This is a genomic window from Oscillatoria sp. CS-180 (assembly GCF_028330965.1).
In the GTDB taxonomy this organism is placed as follows: domain Bacteria; phylum Cyanobacteriota; class Cyanobacteriia; order Phormidesmidales; family Phormidesmidaceae; genus Halomicronema.
Window position 1 is genome coordinate 39403 of record NZ_JAQMUB010000081.1, and the last position, 16201, is coordinate 55603.

The 16201-nt window shown below is 49.9% G+C and carries 16 protein-coding genes and 1 other RNA gene; 14 read left to right on the forward strand and 3 right to left on the reverse strand.

Annotated elements, in window-relative coordinates; all coding sequences use genetic code 11:
* Positions 1 to 90: 90 nt before the first annotated feature.
* The 7 genes from PN498_RS19250 (at position 91) to PN498_RS19280 (ending at position 6378) form a co-directional block, all read left to right on the forward strand.
* Positions 91 to 657 (forward strand): DUF3038 domain-containing protein, encoded by a 567-nt coding sequence (locus PN498_RS19250; RefSeq protein WP_272064874.1) that lies wholly within the window; start codon positions 91 to 93, stop codon positions 655 to 657.
* A gap of 18 nt (positions 658 to 675) precedes the next feature.
* Complete coding sequence (locus tag PN498_RS19255) at positions 676 to 2172, forward strand: DUF4335 domain-containing protein (RefSeq protein WP_272064876.1); 1497 nt, start codon at positions 676 to 678, stop codon at positions 2170 to 2172.
* Between the two features lie 77 nt (positions 2173 to 2249).
* Positions 2250 to 3005, forward strand: coding sequence for a hypothetical protein (locus PN498_RS19260; RefSeq protein WP_272064878.1), 756 nt, complete (start codon positions 2250 to 2252; stop codon positions 3003 to 3005).
* 110 nt (positions 3006 to 3115) lie between these two features.
* Complete coding sequence (gene hslO / locus PN498_RS19265; protein ID WP_272064879.1) at positions 3116 to 4033, forward strand: Hsp33 family molecular chaperone HslO; 918 nt, start codon at positions 3116 to 3118, stop codon at positions 4031 to 4033.
* 132 nt (positions 4034 to 4165) lie between these two features.
* Entirely contained in the window at positions 4166 to 4303 is a 138-nt protein-coding gene (locus tag PN498_RS19270; RefSeq protein ID WP_272064881.1) for a hypothetical protein, read from the forward strand.
* Positions 4300 to 5613: a four-carbon acid sugar kinase family protein gene (locus PN498_RS19275; RefSeq protein ID WP_272064883.1), complete on the forward strand. Its 1314-nt coding sequence runs from the start codon at positions 4300 to 4302 to the stop codon at positions 5611 to 5613. The genes PN498_RS19270 and PN498_RS19275 overlap by 4 nt, the downstream gene beginning before the upstream one ends.
* Before the next feature lie 126 nt (positions 5614 to 5739).
* Positions 5740 to 6378 (forward strand): LOG family protein, encoded by a 639-nt coding sequence (locus PN498_RS19280; RefSeq protein ID WP_272064885.1) that lies wholly within the window; start codon positions 5740 to 5742, stop codon positions 6376 to 6378.
* Between the two features lie 178 nt (positions 6379 to 6556).
* Here the strand turns inward: PN498_RS19280 and PN498_RS19285 are convergent, their stop codons facing one another.
* Together PN498_RS19285 and PN498_RS19290 are read right to left on the reverse strand one after the other, a co-directional pair.
* Complete coding sequence (locus tag PN498_RS19285) at positions 6557 to 8383, reverse strand: peptidoglycan D,D-transpeptidase FtsI family protein (protein WP_272064886.1); 1827 nt, start codon at positions 8381 to 8383, stop codon at positions 6557 to 6559.
* 26 nt (positions 8384 to 8409) lie between these two features.
* Positions 8410 to 8907 carry a hypothetical protein gene (locus PN498_RS19290; RefSeq protein ID WP_272064887.1) on the reverse strand — a complete coding sequence of 166 codons (498 nt, stop codon included), beginning with the start codon at positions 8905 to 8907 and terminating at the stop codon, positions 8410 to 8412.
* Between the two features lie 657 nt (positions 8908 to 9564).
* Here PN498_RS19290 and PN498_RS19295 point away from each other — a divergent pair.
* From PN498_RS19295 to ssrS, 6 genes are all read left to right on the forward strand, one after another.
* Positions 9565 to 9810: a type II toxin-antitoxin system RelN family antitoxin gene (locus PN498_RS19295; RefSeq protein WP_272064888.1), complete on the forward strand. Its 246-nt coding sequence runs from the start codon at positions 9565 to 9567 to the stop codon at positions 9808 to 9810.
* Positions 9800 to 10141: a type II toxin-antitoxin system RelE family toxin gene (locus PN498_RS19300; protein WP_272064890.1), complete on the forward strand. Its 342-nt coding sequence runs from the start codon at positions 9800 to 9802 to the stop codon at positions 10139 to 10141. The genes PN498_RS19295 and PN498_RS19300 overlap by 11 nt, the downstream gene beginning before the upstream one ends.
* 300 nt (positions 10142 to 10441) lie before the next feature.
* Positions 10442 to 11092 (forward strand): cysteine hydrolase family protein, encoded by a 651-nt coding sequence (locus tag PN498_RS19305; RefSeq protein ID WP_272064891.1) that lies wholly within the window; start codon positions 10442 to 10444, stop codon positions 11090 to 11092.
* Positions 11093 to 11525: 433 nt separating this feature from the next.
* The gene (locus PN498_RS19310) at positions 11526 to 11810 is read left to right on the forward strand and encodes a hypothetical protein (RefSeq protein ID WP_272064893.1); all 285 of its coding nucleotides are present in this window, start codon (positions 11526 to 11528) and stop codon (positions 11808 to 11810) included.
* Between the two features lie 688 nt (positions 11811 to 12498).
* A complete protein-coding gene (locus tag PN498_RS19315) occupies positions 12499 to 13674 on the forward strand; it encodes a 5-(carboxyamino)imidazole ribonucleotide synthase (protein WP_272064894.1) in 1176 nt (391 codons plus the stop codon).
* 67 nt (positions 13675 to 13741) lie between these two features.
* Positions 13742 to 13924, forward strand: a non-coding RNA gene (ssrS, locus tag PN498_RS19320) — 6S RNA.
* Between the two features lie 261 nt (positions 13925 to 14185).
* On the opposite strand, the gene PN498_RS19325 is transcribed toward ssrS, so the two are convergent.
* Entirely contained in the window at positions 14186 to 14485 is a 300-nt protein-coding gene (locus PN498_RS19325) for a YiaA/YiaB family inner membrane protein (RefSeq protein ID WP_272064896.1), read from the reverse strand.
* A 391-nt stretch (positions 14486 to 14876) separates the two neighbouring features.
* Here PN498_RS19325 and PN498_RS19330 point away from each other — a divergent pair, with 391 nt between their 5' ends.
* Positions 14877 to 16136, forward strand: coding sequence for a M16 family metallopeptidase (locus PN498_RS19330; RefSeq protein ID WP_272064897.1), 1260 nt, complete (start codon positions 14877 to 14879; stop codon positions 16134 to 16136).
* The last annotated feature ends 65 nt before the right edge of the window (positions 16137 to 16201 follow it).

Sequence of the window (16201 nt, forward strand, 5' to 3'; positions counted from 1 at the left end):
TGCTAACACTCGATTTTAGTCAGGTTTCCATTTCCGTAACCCAACGCCTCCCTCAACCGCTACTCTATACCTTAGAGTTGTGGCGAAGTCGTGGAGTTTCAGTCGTCGTCAAATCCGGTTAGCAATCTTGGGGAAACGCCCTCACCAGAACAGTTGGACAGCATCAAAGCGCAGCTCGATTTGGTATTGCTGGCGTTGGAATCGCTTACTGGCGTTGGTTCTGAGGCCATGCTGGAGGTTGCTAAGCAGACCGGGGTAGAAGCGCTGATGAGCGATCGCGTCACCCTGTGGCGGCTACGACAGGCAAGCCCTTTGCGTAAGGGTCAGGGTCGCAAAAAACTTGATGTCGATGAAGCTCGTGGTTTGGTGCTTGTTAGCGCTTACTTAGCCCAGCAGCATCAGCAAAAAATTCGTCAGGCTGTCACGCTTTTAGAGGAGGCAACTGCACGGAAAAAACCACCCCATCGAGTGGCGCTGCTCGGTGATTATTTAGATGCGTTTAGCAACTTCTATGAAGACCGTATGATTTCCGACAATGCTCCCATTCCTGAGTCTCTACGGGATTTAGCGCTGAAGCTACTCATTGACCTATTGTTCTACAGTCAGTCTGGTGGTGAGCGACGGCTATGGCTAGCCCTACTGGAGCGATCGCGCTAACTCTGCATCTGCATAGCAATGACCTCAACGACTCAGCTGATTCCCCTACATTACGAGACACCAACTGTCACTTTAGACGTGATGGCGCGGGAAGCTGCGATTTCGCAGTGGTCAGATAAGCCTGTGGTGCAAGTCTTACGCTATCAGCTCCAGGTTCGTAACCTAGACGAGACGAATGAAGGCGTTGAAATTCAAGGCGATCGCGACTCGTTTTTACCGTTAGTAGAAGCTGTCCAGATCTACATTCAATCGCAGCTGACGGGAATTGATGACTCGAATCGTAGCCTCTCCAACTTGCCCTATGTAGAATCCAACAGTTTGACCCAATGTACGCTGCATCTTGGGCAACTGCGGACGACGACGGGTGCGACCACTCTTTCTTTAGGAGCAATTCAGCTATCCGATCTGGGGAATGTTCTGAATCAGCTTGAGACCCAATTTCGACCGCTGCCCGTCGCTATTGCTCCGCAAAGGCAGCGACCATTGTGGCGGTCATGGGGCACAACTGCCGCTGGAATGGTAGCCGCTGTAGGTATCACAACCGCAATCTGGTCTACCTATCGCTCTCCTCAAACAAGTCTGGACACTGCGTCAGAGACAGCCGTCATTGAAGCGGCACCCCAAACAATCAATAGAGCAGAAGAACAACGTCCGCGATCGCAGCCCCTAGATGACCGAGCAGACAGCCCAGAGATAGCTTCTGAAGCAGTGGAATCCGATGAGATTGAGAATCGCTCAATAGCGGAACCGAGTGAAGAGGCATCCGAGCCGGTTGAACGCTCGGATGCTCCTACCACCGATAACGCCCCCAAAAATAGGCCCTCCCCAACTCAATCACCAGCAGACAATGAGGAACGCAGGACTAATAAACCGGCTCCTCAAGATACATCTTCCCCAGCAGCCGATGCAGATAGGCCTATGGAAGCTGAACTGGAGCAAGAGACCGTACCGGAACCAGAAGCCCCAGAAACGCCTACGATTGCCCAAACCGCACCATCTCAACTTCCTCCTGCGCCTAGTCCAGAGATAGCTACGGAGGGGGATGAGAGTCTAGCTGAGGATGAAACTCTAGCCGAGGATGCTGCAGAAACAGGGGACGAGCAGTTTTTAGCCCGTCCTGAAGGTCTCGACGAGCAGGAATCAGAACAGCCCTCACCGCCTACTGACACTCAGAGTTCGTTATCGATCGCTAGCGAAGAGATGCCCTCATCAGGATCATCTGCTCGCGTTGATGCTAGCCCCGCAGTTTTCTCATTGGACATCCTAATTGAGCAAATCCGCGATCGCTGGCCTCATCCAGACTTTCCCGACGAAACCTTAACCTATATGCTGACCATAGCGGCTGATGGGACTTTGATAGACGTCCAACCGGCAGATGATCTCTCTGCACAATATCGCGATCGTACCGGCATTCCTGAACCGGGCACTGCGGTCTTTTCGACCGATACTCCTCAAACCCTTCAAATTCTGCTGCTACCTAACGGCAATATTGAGATTGCAGATCCATCGATTTAAAGGCCACCATCACTGACCGGTGAAATGAGGCAAAATGATGGCTTTCGCAGAAGTTGTTGAGCGGACAGGAAATGACGATGCTTGCGGGAATTGCGACCCTTTTGTTCACCGTTCTGGCGGGTATTTACACCGCATTCATCCTGCCATCCCTGCAAGACTACCTCAAAACCCGCATTGCTCGTTACAACAGTCAGCGTGAAGAGAGCGAGGCTAGTCGCAACAAAATCAATCTCATCTACCTCAATCCTCTGCGACTCTGGCTAGAGGAGGCTTATGTTCGTCTGAGCGAAATTGCCGACGGGATTGACACCCACGGATCCGCTGCTGCGCTCCTGTTCGTGACGCAGCCCAGCGATGTCTCCAAGCAGGAAGCCGCATGGTTCAACAGTGAAGGCTGCTATCTTGTCTCTACTTGCTACATCACTGCCTGCCTATTTTTTGCTATCAAACAAGTCAGGGACAATATTCCTTATTTACGGCTTGCTAAAGGTAGTGATACAGAGCTGATGACGCTGTTGTTTCAGGTCAGTCAAGCTTTTTTACAGGAATTAGGCGTTTTCTATGTCATTCAACCCAGCATCGGCAATGATGTGTATCTAGCAGCCCACAAACGTCTCATGACCTACCGTGAATTTTGTGAGCTGTTACAACAGCCCGAGCAACGAGTTTGGTTCGATCGCCTAATTCTGTTCTATTTAGAAACAGGAGCAGGCAAAAAGCGTGCGCGAATTCAGACTGCGCTCCGAGCTATCCAAGCCCTTTCCACCTTTTTGGATAGCCATATTGGTAAGGGTGTAGCCATTGGCGATCGCTTGAAAGCGGAACGAGGTTAAAGGTGCTGATTCGGCTTGCCAGGCTCCGACAGAAAGCATTTCATTCATCCTAAAAAACTTTCTACAATGGAAGTTAGTGAAAAATGACGACGTAAGACTAGGGCACCAGAATGGCAGATCAACTCCTTCGGGCAACCGCAGCCAACGGCGGCATCCGGATTGTCGGTACGATCACCACTGATTTGGTAGAAGATGCACGTAAACGCCACAATTTAACTTACGTAGGTACTGCTGCTTTAGGTAGAGCCATGTCTGCTGGCCTGTTACTGGTTTCCAGCATGAAGCGGGCCGAATCTCGAATCAATCTTCGGATTAAAGGCGACGGCCCCTTAGGTGGCGTCATGGTTGATGCGGGTTTAGACGGCGCTGTTCGAGGTTATGTCGATGATCCCTCGGTTGAGCTGCCGCCTTCACCCAACGGCACATTAAATGTAGGGGGCGCGATCGGGCGCAACGGCTATCTTTATGTTGTTCGCGATGTTGGCTATGGACAACCGTACTCCAGTACGGTTGAGCTGATTTCTGGAGAAATTGGCGAAGATTTGACCTATTATCTCGCCACTTCTGAACAGACCCCATCAGCCCTAGCGTTAGGCGTTTTTGTCGATGAGAATGGAGTCGAGGCATCTGGCGGTCTGCTGTTGCAAGTCATGCCTAAGGCCGCTCGCGATGAATCTCTCATTTCGCTACTAGAGTCCCGTGTAGGAACGCTTTCAGACTTCACTCCCAAGCTCCGCAGCAACCATACTCTGCCGGATATCTTTGAGTCTCTGGTGGGCGATCTGGACTTGGAAATTCTGTCTGAGGCAGAGAGTCCAGATATTCGCTTCTACTGCCCATGCACTTACAACCGTATGCTGGGTGCGTTGAAAATGTTGGGCACGGAAGAACTGCAAGACATGATTGAAAAGGACAACGGGGCTGAAGCTACCTGTCACTTCTGCGGTAAGGTCTACCATGCGGACAGTAGCGAGTTGGCAGAATTGATTGCTGACATTAATAAGCAGCGCTCAGAAGCACTCAACTAAAGGTCATTAGGTTTTTTGAGGAATGAATTTTAAGTTCTCAGTTTTGAGTTTTGAATGATTGAATTATCGGCGAATCCAAAGCTCAAAGTTGATACTTAAATAGGTTCTCGTTCCTGAGTGTGAATCGCGATCGTGGTGGATCGTGTATTTTCCTATCGTTACTTTTTAGGGGACGTCTCGCGGTATGGCACTCTAGTTTCAGATGGGCAGGGTGATGCCGTGCTGAGGCAGCTCGCCTCAACTGAACTGTTGCAGGGAGGGATGACATGACGCCGAAAATCATTGTGCTAGATGATGACCCCACCGGGTCACAGACAGTTCATAGCTGCTTGCTGTTGCTCAAGTGGGACGTTGAAACACTGGTTTTAGGGCTGCAAGACAATTCTCCGATTGTCTTTATTCTGACGAATACCCGAGCGTTATCTCCGGCACAGGCAAAAGCCATTACCACCGAAGTGTGCCACAACTTGAAAACCGCAATTCTCCAGGCTGGCATTGAAGAGTTTCTAGTTGTCAGCCGTTCTGACTCAACCTTGAGGGGACACTATCCTATTGAAACGGATGCGATCGCCGCTGAGCTAGGTCCTTTTGATGCCCACTTTATGGTGCCGGCCTTTTTTGAAGGTGGACGCATTACCCGCAATAGCGTTCACTATGTTGTTCAGGACGAAACGCCCATACCTGCCCATGAAACTGAGTTCGCAAAAGATTCCGTTTTTGGCTACAGCACCAGCTATCTACCCGACTATGTTGCTGAAAAAACGGGCGATCGCATTTCTGCTGAGCAAGTCAAGCGTTTCACATTAGAGCGGATTCGTCAGGGCTGCCTAGATGAGTTGTTGGCATTGGAGAATAACGTCTGTGTGGCGGTAGACGGCGAGAGTCAACTCGATCTCAATCAGTTTGCTCAAGATGTGCTGACAGGGGCAGCTCAAGGAAAACGGTTTTTGTTTCGAAGTGCAGCTAGCCTATTAACGGCCCTGGCAGCCCTACCACCTCAACCCATCGCCGCAGAAGATATGGCTCAGTATGTCAAAGATCATCACCCTGGCGCGGTTTTAGTCGGCTCCCACGTCAAAAAAACGACACAACAGTTGGCAGCTTTGCTAAAAGCACCTGATGTCGTCGGTGTTGAAGTCGATGTCACTCAGATGGTGGATAACTTGGATGAAGGCAAATCTCGTCTTTTAGAGGGAACGCTGACACAAGTGCGGCAGATTCACGAACAAGGAAAAACCCCTGCTATTTATACCAGTCGTGAGGAACTCACATTTCCCGATGTACAAACACGACTGGCCTTTGGCGAACATGTTTCAGCTCTCCTGATGGATATTGTGCGGGGGCTACCTAATGACTTGGGTTATCTCATTAGCAAAGGCGGCATTACCTCCAACGACACGCTCAGTAAAGGGTTAGCCCTCAGAACAACGCGGCTGCTAGGTCAAATTCTTCCGGGGTGCTCCGTCGTTCGAACAGCCGCCAATCATCCTCAGTTTTCTGCAATGCCAGTCGTTCTGTTTCCTGGCAATGTTGGGGATGAGAACGCTTTAGCTCTTGCCTATCAGCGCCTGAGTCGATAACGAGAGAGCTGGTTTGTAGACAGGACAACAATTGGACTGCTACAAAGGTAGTTCCATCAGGGGAACCGTCTCTTACGGTACACACCGTTACGCACTTCCAGTTACACACCTCAATTTCGGAATGTTATGAAGCCTGATCCAGAACGATTTCGTGTAGTGATTTTTGGGTCTGCTCGCTTGAAACCGGGCGACACTATTTATGAACAGGTACGGCGTTTAGCCAAACTTATTGGGCGAGAAGGCTTAGATGTGGTGACTGGTGGTGGTCCAGGATTGATGGAGGCGGCTAATCTCGGCCATCGTGAAGGACGGGAAGATCCCCACAGTGTGGACGATTCCAGCAAATCCTACGGGCTAAACATCAAACTCCCTTTTGAAGAAGCGCCCAATCCGCACGTTGATATCAAACACGAGTTCGATCGCTTTTCAGAGCGACTGGATCACTTTATGCACCTGGCCAACGCCGTTGTTGTGGCTCCAGGTGGCGTTGGGACACTGCTCGAACTAGCGTATACGTGGCAGCTGATTCAAGTTGAGCATATGTCAAACATTCCCATCGTCCTGCTAGGCGATATGTGGAAAGACTTCCTTCGCTGGGTCAAAGATTGGCCTCTAGAAAAGCAGCTGATCAACCCAGAAGACTACGAAATGCTGTTCCTCGTTCACAACTGTGACGAAGCGTTTGACGTTGTTCGCGAAGCCTATCGTAAGTTCCTCACTCATCAGGACGAATTTTGCCTCAACTACCACGAATACAAACTTTAGGAAGGGGCTGGTCAAGACACAAATTCAAACTGATTCCTCCTTCAACCCCAATTCTTGATGGTTCTCCGACAACTAGTACCGCTACGCGGAATTCAAAATTCAAAATTCAAAATTCAAAACTAAGGCAGCTAAGCTTTCTCAATGTTTTGAATGGTGAGCCTGTTTCTGCCGCAGTGTACTAGGGAGACATCACACCGCCTAGAGCTTGGGGGGAAGACGGCGGAATGCCTTCTAAGACGACTAAAGATTCCATCACCGTTCTCACTAGCGGAGCAGCAACCGTTGAACCGTAAGCATCATCGCCTAAGGGTTCATCAATCACCGCCAGCACAACGAATTGGGGCGCTTCGACTGGCAGTAACCCAACAAAGCTAGTAATGCGTCCAGAACCGTAGACGCCCCCCTCAGTCACTTTTTGAGAGGTTCCCGTTTTACCCGCAATGCGATAGCCCGGAATCTGAGCGGCCTCACCGGTGCCGTCTTCGACAACGGTTTCCATCATTTTGAGAACGGCATCGGCTGTTTCTTGCGAAAAGACGGATTTACGATCGCCCACATCAGGCTGCCACGTCAACTGCCCAGTGTCACTCACCAACCCCTTAACCACCTTGGGGGTCACCAGATAACCCCCATTCGCGATCGCAGCTTGCAGTTGCAGCAGCTTGATTGGCGTAAGTGCAATTCCTTGGCCGAAGGCTGCTGTGGCCGCATCAACTCGACTATTGACGAACTGCTCTCGCTCCTTCAACGCCTGAGCATTCTCCGCAGGAAGACTGATATTCGTTGGGCGATCAAGCTCTAGCTTCTCTAACCAAGCGTAAAACTCCGATGCCGGGAGCTGCTCCATAATACGAACCATACCAACATTGCTAGACTTCCTGAGAACATCCGCAATGCTCAGCATGCCGACCCCTCCCATGGCCTCATAGTCAGAATTTTGAATCGTCCATTCACCAAACCGCAGACGCCCCTCGTCATAAATGGTGTCATCAGGAGTAATGGCATCAGCTTCCAGAGCGATCGCGACATTGATCGGCTTAAACGTCGAACCGGGCTCATAAAGATCTGTGACCGCCCAATTCTTTAACCAGCCTAGATTAGCGTCAAAATAGCGATTGGGATCAAAGGTCGGCTCAACGGCAAATGCCCGCAGCTCACCCGTATGAACTTCCATCACCATGACGGTTCCCTGTTGAGCACCAAACTTTCGCAAGGTTTGCCGTAAAGCTTCTTGAGCAATTCGTTGTAGGCGATTGTCCAACGTGAGTTGCAGCTGCTGTGATGTCTCTTCCGTGGGCAGGTTAATCACGGGCAACGCAGGTCCAACAACGTGAGGGGCTTGCGGCATTGGCAAGCTCAAACGCTTCTCGTACTGCGCTTCTAATCCCGTTTGCGCTTTACCCTCCAAATTAACAAAGCCTACGATTTGGGAGAACAAATCTTGCTGTGGATAAAAGCGCTGCTGACTAGGGACCAACTCCAATCCATCTAGTCGTAACTGTTGAATACGTCTAGCCGTTTCCTCAGGCAGATCATCGACAATTCGCAACCCCGTTGCCTGTCCTTTGAACTGCTCTGCCAAAGTGCCCGCAGGGATTTCAAGGACTGGACTCAAAGTTTGTGCGACAACGCTGATGGGTTGGCGAAACAACGCTGGATGACCGTAGAGGGTATAGACCAGACGGTCCACGGCTAGGGGAATTCCCTGATTATCAATGATGGAGCGGCGGCCAACATTGGCATTGATCTGACGGGCTCGTTGCTGTTGAGCGATCGCCTGCAAGGTGTCTCCGTTAAAGAGTTGTAGATAAGCGAGCCGTCCCGCCAATCCCAAGGCAATGGCGACCAGCAGCAGCCAAACCAGCACAATCCTAACGATGGGAGATGGGCGCTTGGTCCGATGAGAGGGTTTTTGTGCGTTTGCCGCTCGCTTTTTAGCCACTCGCTTTCTCGCAGCTGGCGATCGCAAAGAGCGCTTACGAACGGAGGATCGATAACTTCCCATGAGCAACCTCAAACGCGATCCAAACTTCAGTAACCTTTGGGAAGAAAGCGCTGGTCTTTCGTATGCTCAGCAGCAGTCGCCGCCGTTGGAGACGGCTCAGGCAAGGAGGCAGGTTCAGCCATTTCCAGAAAAATGACTTCCTTAGGATGAAGGACGCTACTCTCGCTGTAGGTCACAGCAATTTGGGCCAAATGGTTTTTGAACACGGCGTTGGCTGTCGTTAGCTGCTGCTGCTGTTCTTGCAGACTTTCGAGAGTCGTGGTGGCCGTTGCCAAGCGACGATTCGTATTCACCGTTAGCCCATAAGCAGACAGCGCACCCACCACTGTCAGAGCAGCAACCCCCAGAGAAAGCCACTGCCCCCCTACTAGCAATTTCAGCCAGAGAGGACGATTAGCCCGTGTCTGCTTAGGAAAAGGCGCTGGAGCAGCCGTCGACGCCGAGGGCACGACCGTGAGCCGAGGGCGACGCTGAGGAGATTGGAGGGGAAGTCTCACCTCTTGAGGCTTCGGAACAGCAGACATACATTACACTCCTGGATTACCGCGATCGCACATCTGAATGCGTCAATAACGGTTGCTGACAAATGCCGAATCACGCGACATACTAGCGCGTGCTTACCCACTCAGCAAGCCTTTTCCCAAATCTGAAAGACGTTACTGAAACCTGCACCCATAAAATACCTCAAGCTTTTGGATTTGCAACAACGATATCGATGTTGAGTGTCAAAACCATCATGGAATAGCAGCCTTGCAATCGAGGTGATAATTCCAAGCTCTAGTGATCAGATCTCTGTATTTCGTCTCATATTCGACTCTCACAGATAGCTAGTACCGCTACGCGGAATTCAAAATTCAAAATACTCTGAGAGAAGAGCAAAGCTCTACAAAGCTAGGGCAGATAAGCTTTCTCAGTGTTTTGAATGGTGAGTCTATTTCTGCCGCAGTGTACTAGCCCTGTCTACCGACCCTTCTAGTCACCCCCGAACACAAAGCATATAGCGGCATGCATTTAATCAAGCACACCTCATTCCCTATTCCTATTCCCTGCCTCCTTAAGACACTGAGATGCACTTAGCCAAGCTGCACAGGGCTGTAAACCCAAAACTTGCCATCTTCACTCAATTGTGTCCTCTAGACTAGGGATATACACAGCAGTGAGAACCTGATTAATCTGGAGTTATGAAAGCGATCGAAGCAACAGCAACCATCAATAATGAAGGTCAACTGGCCCTTGATTATCCTCTTGACGTGGCTCATCATCGTCGCGTCCGTGTCATTGTTCTCATTCCTGAATCAGAAGAGGATATCGGCCTAGAGGACTCTACCGAAACCATAATTGAGGGTATTCAAGAGGGATGGCAGCAGGCTCTCATAGGCGAAATACATCCCGTATCAGAGCTTTGGGATAGGTTGGATGTCGAATAAACTACCGATTCAAATCAGCTTCACCAATCGATTTGAAAGAGATGTTCGGCGCCTCGCAAAGCGATATCGTAGCATCAAACTTGATATCCAGGTTCTTATCCAAAAACTTGAACTAGGAGACCTTCCAGGCGATCAAATTCCCAATCTTCAGCAAACAGTCTTCAAAGTCAGAGTAAAAAACAGCGACATTCAGAAGGGAAAGAGCGGTGGTTATCGAGTAATTTACTATCTCAAAACGGAAACCCAGATAATACTCATTACCTTATATTCAAAATCTGACCGTTCGGATATGTCCCTAACTGAAATTCAGAAAATCCTAAATCCTGCTTAGGAGATCTAAAAACAAAACCACCTGGCTAGTACCGCTACGCGGAATTCAAAATTCAGAACTCAAAACCAAGGCAGATGGGCTTTCCCAGCATTTTGAATGGTGAGCATATTTCTGCCGTAATGTACTAGGGCGTGCTTACCCACTCAGTAGCCTTTTCCCAAATCTGAAAGACGTTACTGAAACTTGGACCCATAAAATACCTCAAGCTTTTGAATTTGCAACAGTCAATTGTGTATTGATGTAAGCAAGCAATTAAGAGCAACCTGTTATTCTCTAGATATCAAGTTCAGGATTCTAAAGATGGAAAAGGCATTCGGACTAGAAATTCCTGAAAACTTAGAGGACGCCTGCGAACTCAACCGTACAGCTTTAATCGTTTATGACATGCAGGCTGGCATTTTCAGCCAGTTGAGTGACGGAGACACAGTCAAGGCACAGGTTATAAAAGTACTTGAAGCAGCACGAAAAGTCGGTTTGCGGATCTTTTTCATGCGCCATATGTCGCTGCCCAAGGAACTGTCAGGAGTCTTTCAGCTAAAAACGGCTAAGGCGTGGCAAAGAGCTACTTCTGTTGATGATGTGCAGCCTTGGTTTCTGCCTAGCTCACCGGGTTTTCAACTGATCCCTGAAATATCCCCACTTCCTTCCGAAGCCATTTTTGACAAAATCACGATGTCTGCATTCGAAGGAACACCTCTCGATATCGCCTTACGCGATTGTGGTATTCAGACTGTGATTGTTGTGGGTGTAGCAACTGAGATTGGGATCGAGCCAACCCTTCGCCATGCGGCTGATCTGGGCTACATATCAGTTATGGTGACTGATGCTTGCGGAGCAGGCGACGAAGAAGCAGGTCAACGCGCAATTGCCAGCCTCAAATTTATGGGGGACGCCTTTTTCACAGATGTCAACGGAATATGTTCAATTCTTCAGAAGAAAGCCGCAGCCTAAAGAGGGCATGAACAATCTCGTTTTACAGCCTGGTAGCCCCGTTCGACAAGGCTCTCAGTAATGCTGTAAGGCAGCAGCGGCACACATAATCAGTTCTGTTTGAGTGCATAGGTAAAAGATTTCGGCATCTCAGTGGGGCCGCCGGTTCCCAAGAAACTGCTTGAGTAGCTACATCCTTTCTATACGGTTGCTCTCGAAGATCAAATGAATTATTATCACCAACCATAGCTGCATCCGTGCAGCTTGCTTCCCCGAACGTTTAGTCGGCGGCACTGGCAAGTGATGGCACACAAACCAGCGCCTAACCCATAGACAGTCCTAGCCTGTCGTACGGGCTTTGCCTATTTTAGGTCGCCCCACCGAAGCGCTTCGTCTAAGGGCGACTGAATCTTCGGGGATTCCAACCCAATCCAATTCTTTGGAGGAATCCCCAGTGATTACCATTCAATACTTTCTGCCGTCTCACCACACTGAGGCGGCACCCCCGTCGTTGCCGAGTCATCCTACTCATCCCCAGCGACGACACAAACGCCTGCGCCTCTATTTGGTGGGCACTGAAGCCGATACCCAAAGCGCCATTGATCTGTTCCACCTCCGGAACTGCGTCGAGCGTATCGAGTGGAGTCCGAAGATCGACGTGCCGGAAAACGGCGTGCTGATCCGCCAAGACCCCGGCGATGTGTTGCGATACTTGCAGCGCGACAGGTTGTTCGAATAGCAACCTAATTGAGGAGTATTGAGGGGCGATCGCTATTCTGTTTTGGAGAAGGCGATCGCTCCGACCCAATCAACCTCTCTTACTCAAACCTTTTATGTATCAGCCCTACTTTCGGATACCCTCTTGTCCTAAGGTCTTCATTGCACCGGACTGTCAAGTGCGATTGGGTAGGATCGAGAAGTTACTGAAAACCGGGATTGCGAACGTTATGCGGCTGAGCATTGGCTAAAGCATGTTAATGAAGATCGCGAAAGAATTACCTATGGGGTCCTACCAGGAATATCAGATGTCCTCAACACCAATGACTCTCTCTGGACACTGTTTATCACCAATGCCGAAGCTCAATCCTGCACGCTGATCGAATACGGAAATGCACTTTTGATAGTGGTAGCGTGACCCAAAGGCAATTGGAATAACTCAGAATACTAGTACCGCTACGCGGAATTCAAAATTCAAAATACTCTGTGAGAAGAGCAAAGCTCTACAAAACTAAGGCAGATAAGCTTTCTCAGTGTTTTGAATGGTGAGCCTATTTCTGCCGCAGTGTACTAGCGTTATTTTCCTTTCTCAAATTCAGGTTATTGAGCATCACTCACGTTTCACTTTTGCTATAAAGTCTGGTCATGGAACTCAAGTGGCTATCGACCTTTTGTTTCTGGCTTCAAACTTCAATCTCCAAAATGTGTAAATGAGTAATCAAGGGATTCATCCCAAAAAGCAGCGAATTGGCGTGATCGGTGGGGGGCAGCTAGCCTGGATGATGGCAATGGAGGCTCAGGAGCTAGGGATGGAATTGGTTGTGCAAACACCGAAGTTGACTGATCCCGCTGTGACGATCGCCCTTAATCCCGTTCTAGCTCCGGTTGCTGATCCAGCGGGAACTCAGATATTGAGCGATCGCTGCGATGTCATCACGTTCGAAAATGAGTTTGTAGATCTCTCCGCGCTCAATCGACTTGAAACAGCCGGAACTCTTTTCCGTCCTCGGCTACAAGCGCTTGAACCCCTGCTGGACAAATACACTCAACGGCAGTTTCTAGCAGCTCACGGTCTACCTAATCCACCCTATGTGACGTTAGATGCCAACGTAGCCGACGAAGTAGTGCATGAGCTAGCCGGTTCGCTTGGTTTTCCGCTGGTCCTGAAAACACGACGATTGGGCTATGACGGACAGGGAACATTCATACTCCGCTCTGCTGACGAACTTTTGCAGACCTGGAGCCACCTCAATCGCCCACCTGTTTTGCTAGAAGCCTTCATTCCGTTTGAAAAGGAACTCGCGGTGATGGTTGCTCGCTCGCTTACAGGCGACATTGCCGTGTATCCGGTAGTGGAAACCCAGCAGGTTGACCAAGTTTGTCGGCGGGTGTTTGCCCCAGCACAGGTTGCGCCAGCGGTTGGGCACACCGTAGACGCGATCGCCCGCACCCTCATCACTCAGCTAGACTTCGTTGGCGTGCTGGGCATTGAGCTATTCTTAGCGCCGGGCAATAAGGTCTTAGTTAATGAGGTGGCTCCCCGGACCCATAATTCTGGGCATTACACGTTGAATGCTTGCGAAACGTCACAGTTTGCTCAGCAGCTTTTGGCCGTGTCAGGGCAGCCGTTGAGCAGTCCAGCAATGACTTGCGATCGCGCTCTCATGGTCAACCTACTAGGATTCGAGAACGCCAACAGTGACTATGCCAAGCAGCGACAGCTATTGGCTCAAATTCCGAACGCCCATGTGTACTGGTATGGCAAGCAAGAGTCGCGCCCAGGGCGCAAGCTGGGACACGTAACCGTCTGCTATGAGAAAAATGAGGAGGGCAGGGAGATCGCTCAACACATTGAAGCAACTTGGTATCCCGCCGCCAATTCGTAATCTCCGGTCAAAGAATTCGCGAAACACCCTTGCGTTTTCAGGGGTAGGGTTGGTTATTATGTCGAAAGATTCACTACGGCGTTGGTGACTGCCAATACTGTTTGTCGATCTATGCTTTGTCTTAAAGGGAATCGAGTAGTGCCGATGGCAGTATACCGAGCATGTACTCGGAAACTTAAAATCGGTGCCGGAATTCCCACCTGGTTCTTCCAGGTCGGAAACTGAGGTAAGACGGCGTCGCGGTGAATAATCATTGAAATCCCTTTCTGGTTATCAGGGGGGGATTTTGTTTTTTTAGCTATTCAATCAGTAGGCTAACCGTAAGCGGTGTTGTTGCATTCGTAGCGGTGTGTAAGCGAAACAAGTAAGACCTCTGCAAATAAACCGTTTGGAATGAATGAATTTTAAGTTCTCAGTTTTGAATGATTGAGTCATCGGCGAATCCAAAGCTCAAAGTTGATACTTAAATAAGTTCCCGTTCCTTTGCAGCAGCCCTGCGGGCGATCTCCGTCTACTTATTGAGACTGTTGTAGGGATCATAGTCGGCCAGTAAGCGCTCCAACTTAGCTTCATCAATGCGATTGGTGATGCGTTTGGACTCTTCAATATCGCGAACCGTTTTGGAGAGGCTAATGGTTGAGCCAATTGAAAAGAGCATGCCCATGCCGAGATAGCCCTTTAGCCAACCATTGACGGGCAAATAGAAGATGCCTGTTGCTGTGGCGCTGAGCGCGATCGCAAATGAAATCCATGTTTGTGCAATCCAGGCCGAGGTATGTGTTCTGGGCGTGTCATATTTCTTTGCGGTCATGATGCCTCCAGTAAGATTCAACCCAACAAGCTCATTCTGGCAGCTGTATCCGTGAGCCTACCAGGAGTTTCACACAGTAGGACGTAGACCATCGAAGGAGACCGAAGACAACCGCAGCCGCAAAGTTTTGCTGGCGATCGTGTCCTAAAGATTTCTTATGCAGGAAGCGATTAAAATTCGCTAAGGTATCAATTAATTTATGATTAAGAACTATCGAAGCATTAGGCCAAATGCATAGGCTCTTATGGGTGTATCTCTTCGATGTTTCTGAAATTCTTTGCTACTGCACGGTTTCGACTGCACAGGCTAGCTCAGCAAGGTTTTACTTAGCTGAGATTGGGTCAAACATTTCTGGAAAAATCCCTCGACTGTGATTGCTCAACAAACATCTTTGACTTCTGCCCCTCCGTCCTTTCCAGCTACGATTCATCGCCTAGAGAATGGGCTAACAGTCGTGCATCAGCACATGCCTGCAACGCCTGTCGTTGTCGCTGACGTTTGGGTTAATGCTGGAGCTGCATTGGAACCAGTTGAGTGGACGGGCATGGCCCATTTCTTGGAGCACATGGTTTTCAAAGGCACCGAGCGTTTGTTGCCGGGCATGTTTGACTATGCCATTGAAACGCGGGGTGGATTTAGCAACGCCGCAACCAGCCATGACTATGCCCACTTCTATATGGCATTGGCGGCCTCTGCGCTGCCTGATACGCTTCCCTATCTGGCTGATCTCGTGCTTCACGCTGCGATCCCCGCAGACGAATTTGTCCGAGAACGCCAGGTCGTGTTGGAAGAAATTCGGCAAGCTAAGGACGATCCCGACTGGATTGGCTTTCAGGCTATGTCTGAGCAGGTATTTCCCAATCATGCCTATGGGCGACCTGTGTTAGGGACGGAAGAGATTCTGAGCCAGCGATCGCCCGAAGAAATGCGGCACTTCCACCAAGCTCATTACCAACCTCAAAATATGACTGTAGTGGTGGCTGGCGGCGTCTCGTTAGACCCCACCTTAGAAATGGTGCGGCATGCCTTCCGTGCCTTTGCAACCCCTTTGGAGATTACAAGGGAAACCGGACAGATTCAGCCGTGGTGGGGAGTGCAACGTCAAATACTGCGGGTTCCACGCTTAGAGCACGCCCGCCTGATGATGGCCTGGCTGGGTCCCGGAGTGGATAATTTGGATGCGGCTTGTGGCATGGATATTCTCTCAGCGGTTCTAGCGGAAGGACGCAGTGCCCGGTTGGTGAGAGAACTCCGTGAGGAACGACAGTGGGTGCTCGATATCACCAGTAGCTTTTCACTCCAGCGAGACTGTAGTCTGTTCACCTTGCAAGCCTGGCTTGATCCCGATCATGTTGATCCCGTCGAAGCCCTCATTTGCGATCGCCTATCCACACTGGCAGATCAGCCCATCTCTCACGCCGAATTAGACAAAGCTAAACGTCTATTGGTAAACGACTTCGCATTTTCTACAGAAACACCCGGGCAGCTTGCGGGGCTGTATGGTTATTACAGCGTGGTCGCTTCTGCCTCAGACAGCTATACTTACCCCGCTCGAATTAACGCTTACACACCAGCCTCTTTATCCGCATTGGCAAAACAGTTCCTTTCGGCGAATACGTATGCTTCCACAGTGCTATTGCCTGCAAGCTAGCTCACTCTTCCAATATTGTTGAAGCTGTAACAGCTGAAAGCCAACCTGGGTAGAAAGTGTGTATA

Bases quoted from the DNA above. Each gene is read 5' to 3' on its own strand.
- PN498_RS19260 (WP_272064878.1), top strand. From the start codon at position 2,250: ATGCTTGCGGGAATTGCGACCCTTTTGTTCACCGTTCTGGCGGGTATT.
- PN498_RS19300 (WP_272064890.1), top strand. From the start codon at position 9,800: ATGTCGAATAAACTACCGATTCAAATCAGCTTCACCAATCGATTTGAA.
- PN498_RS19305 (WP_272064891.1), top strand. From the start codon at position 10,442: ATGGAAAAGGCATTCGGACTAGAAATTCCTGAAAACTTAGAGGACGCC.
- PN498_RS19295 (WP_272064888.1), top strand. From the start codon at position 9,565: ATGAAAGCGATCGAAGCAACAGCAACCATCAATAATGAAGGTCAACTG.
- hslO (WP_272064879.1), top strand. From the start codon at position 3,116: ATGGCAGATCAACTCCTTCGGGCAACCGCAGCCAACGGCGGCATCCGG.
- PN498_RS19275 (WP_272064883.1), top strand. From the start codon at position 4,300: ATGACGCCGAAAATCATTGTGCTAGATGATGACCCCACCGGGTCACAG.
- PN498_RS19325 (WP_272064896.1), bottom strand. From the start codon at position 14,485: ATGACCGCAAAGAAATATGACACGCCCAGAACACATACCTCGGCCTGG.
- PN498_RS19255 (WP_272064876.1), top strand. From the start codon at position 676: ATGACCTCAACGACTCAGCTGATTCCCCTACATTACGAGACACCAACT.
- PN498_RS19290 (WP_272064887.1), bottom strand. From the start codon at position 8,907: ATGTCTGCTGTTCCGAAGCCTCAAGAGGTGAGACTTCCCCTCCAATCT.
- PN498_RS19280 (WP_272064885.1), top strand. From the start codon at position 5,740: ATGAAGCCTGATCCAGAACGATTTCGTGTAGTGATTTTTGGGTCTGCT.
- PN498_RS19285 (WP_272064886.1), bottom strand. From the start codon at position 8,383: ATGGGAAGTTATCGATCCTCCGTTCGTAAGCGCTCTTTGCGATCGCCA.
- PN498_RS19315 (WP_272064894.1), top strand. From the start codon at position 12,499: ATGAGTAATCAAGGGATTCATCCCAAAAAGCAGCGAATTGGCGTGATC.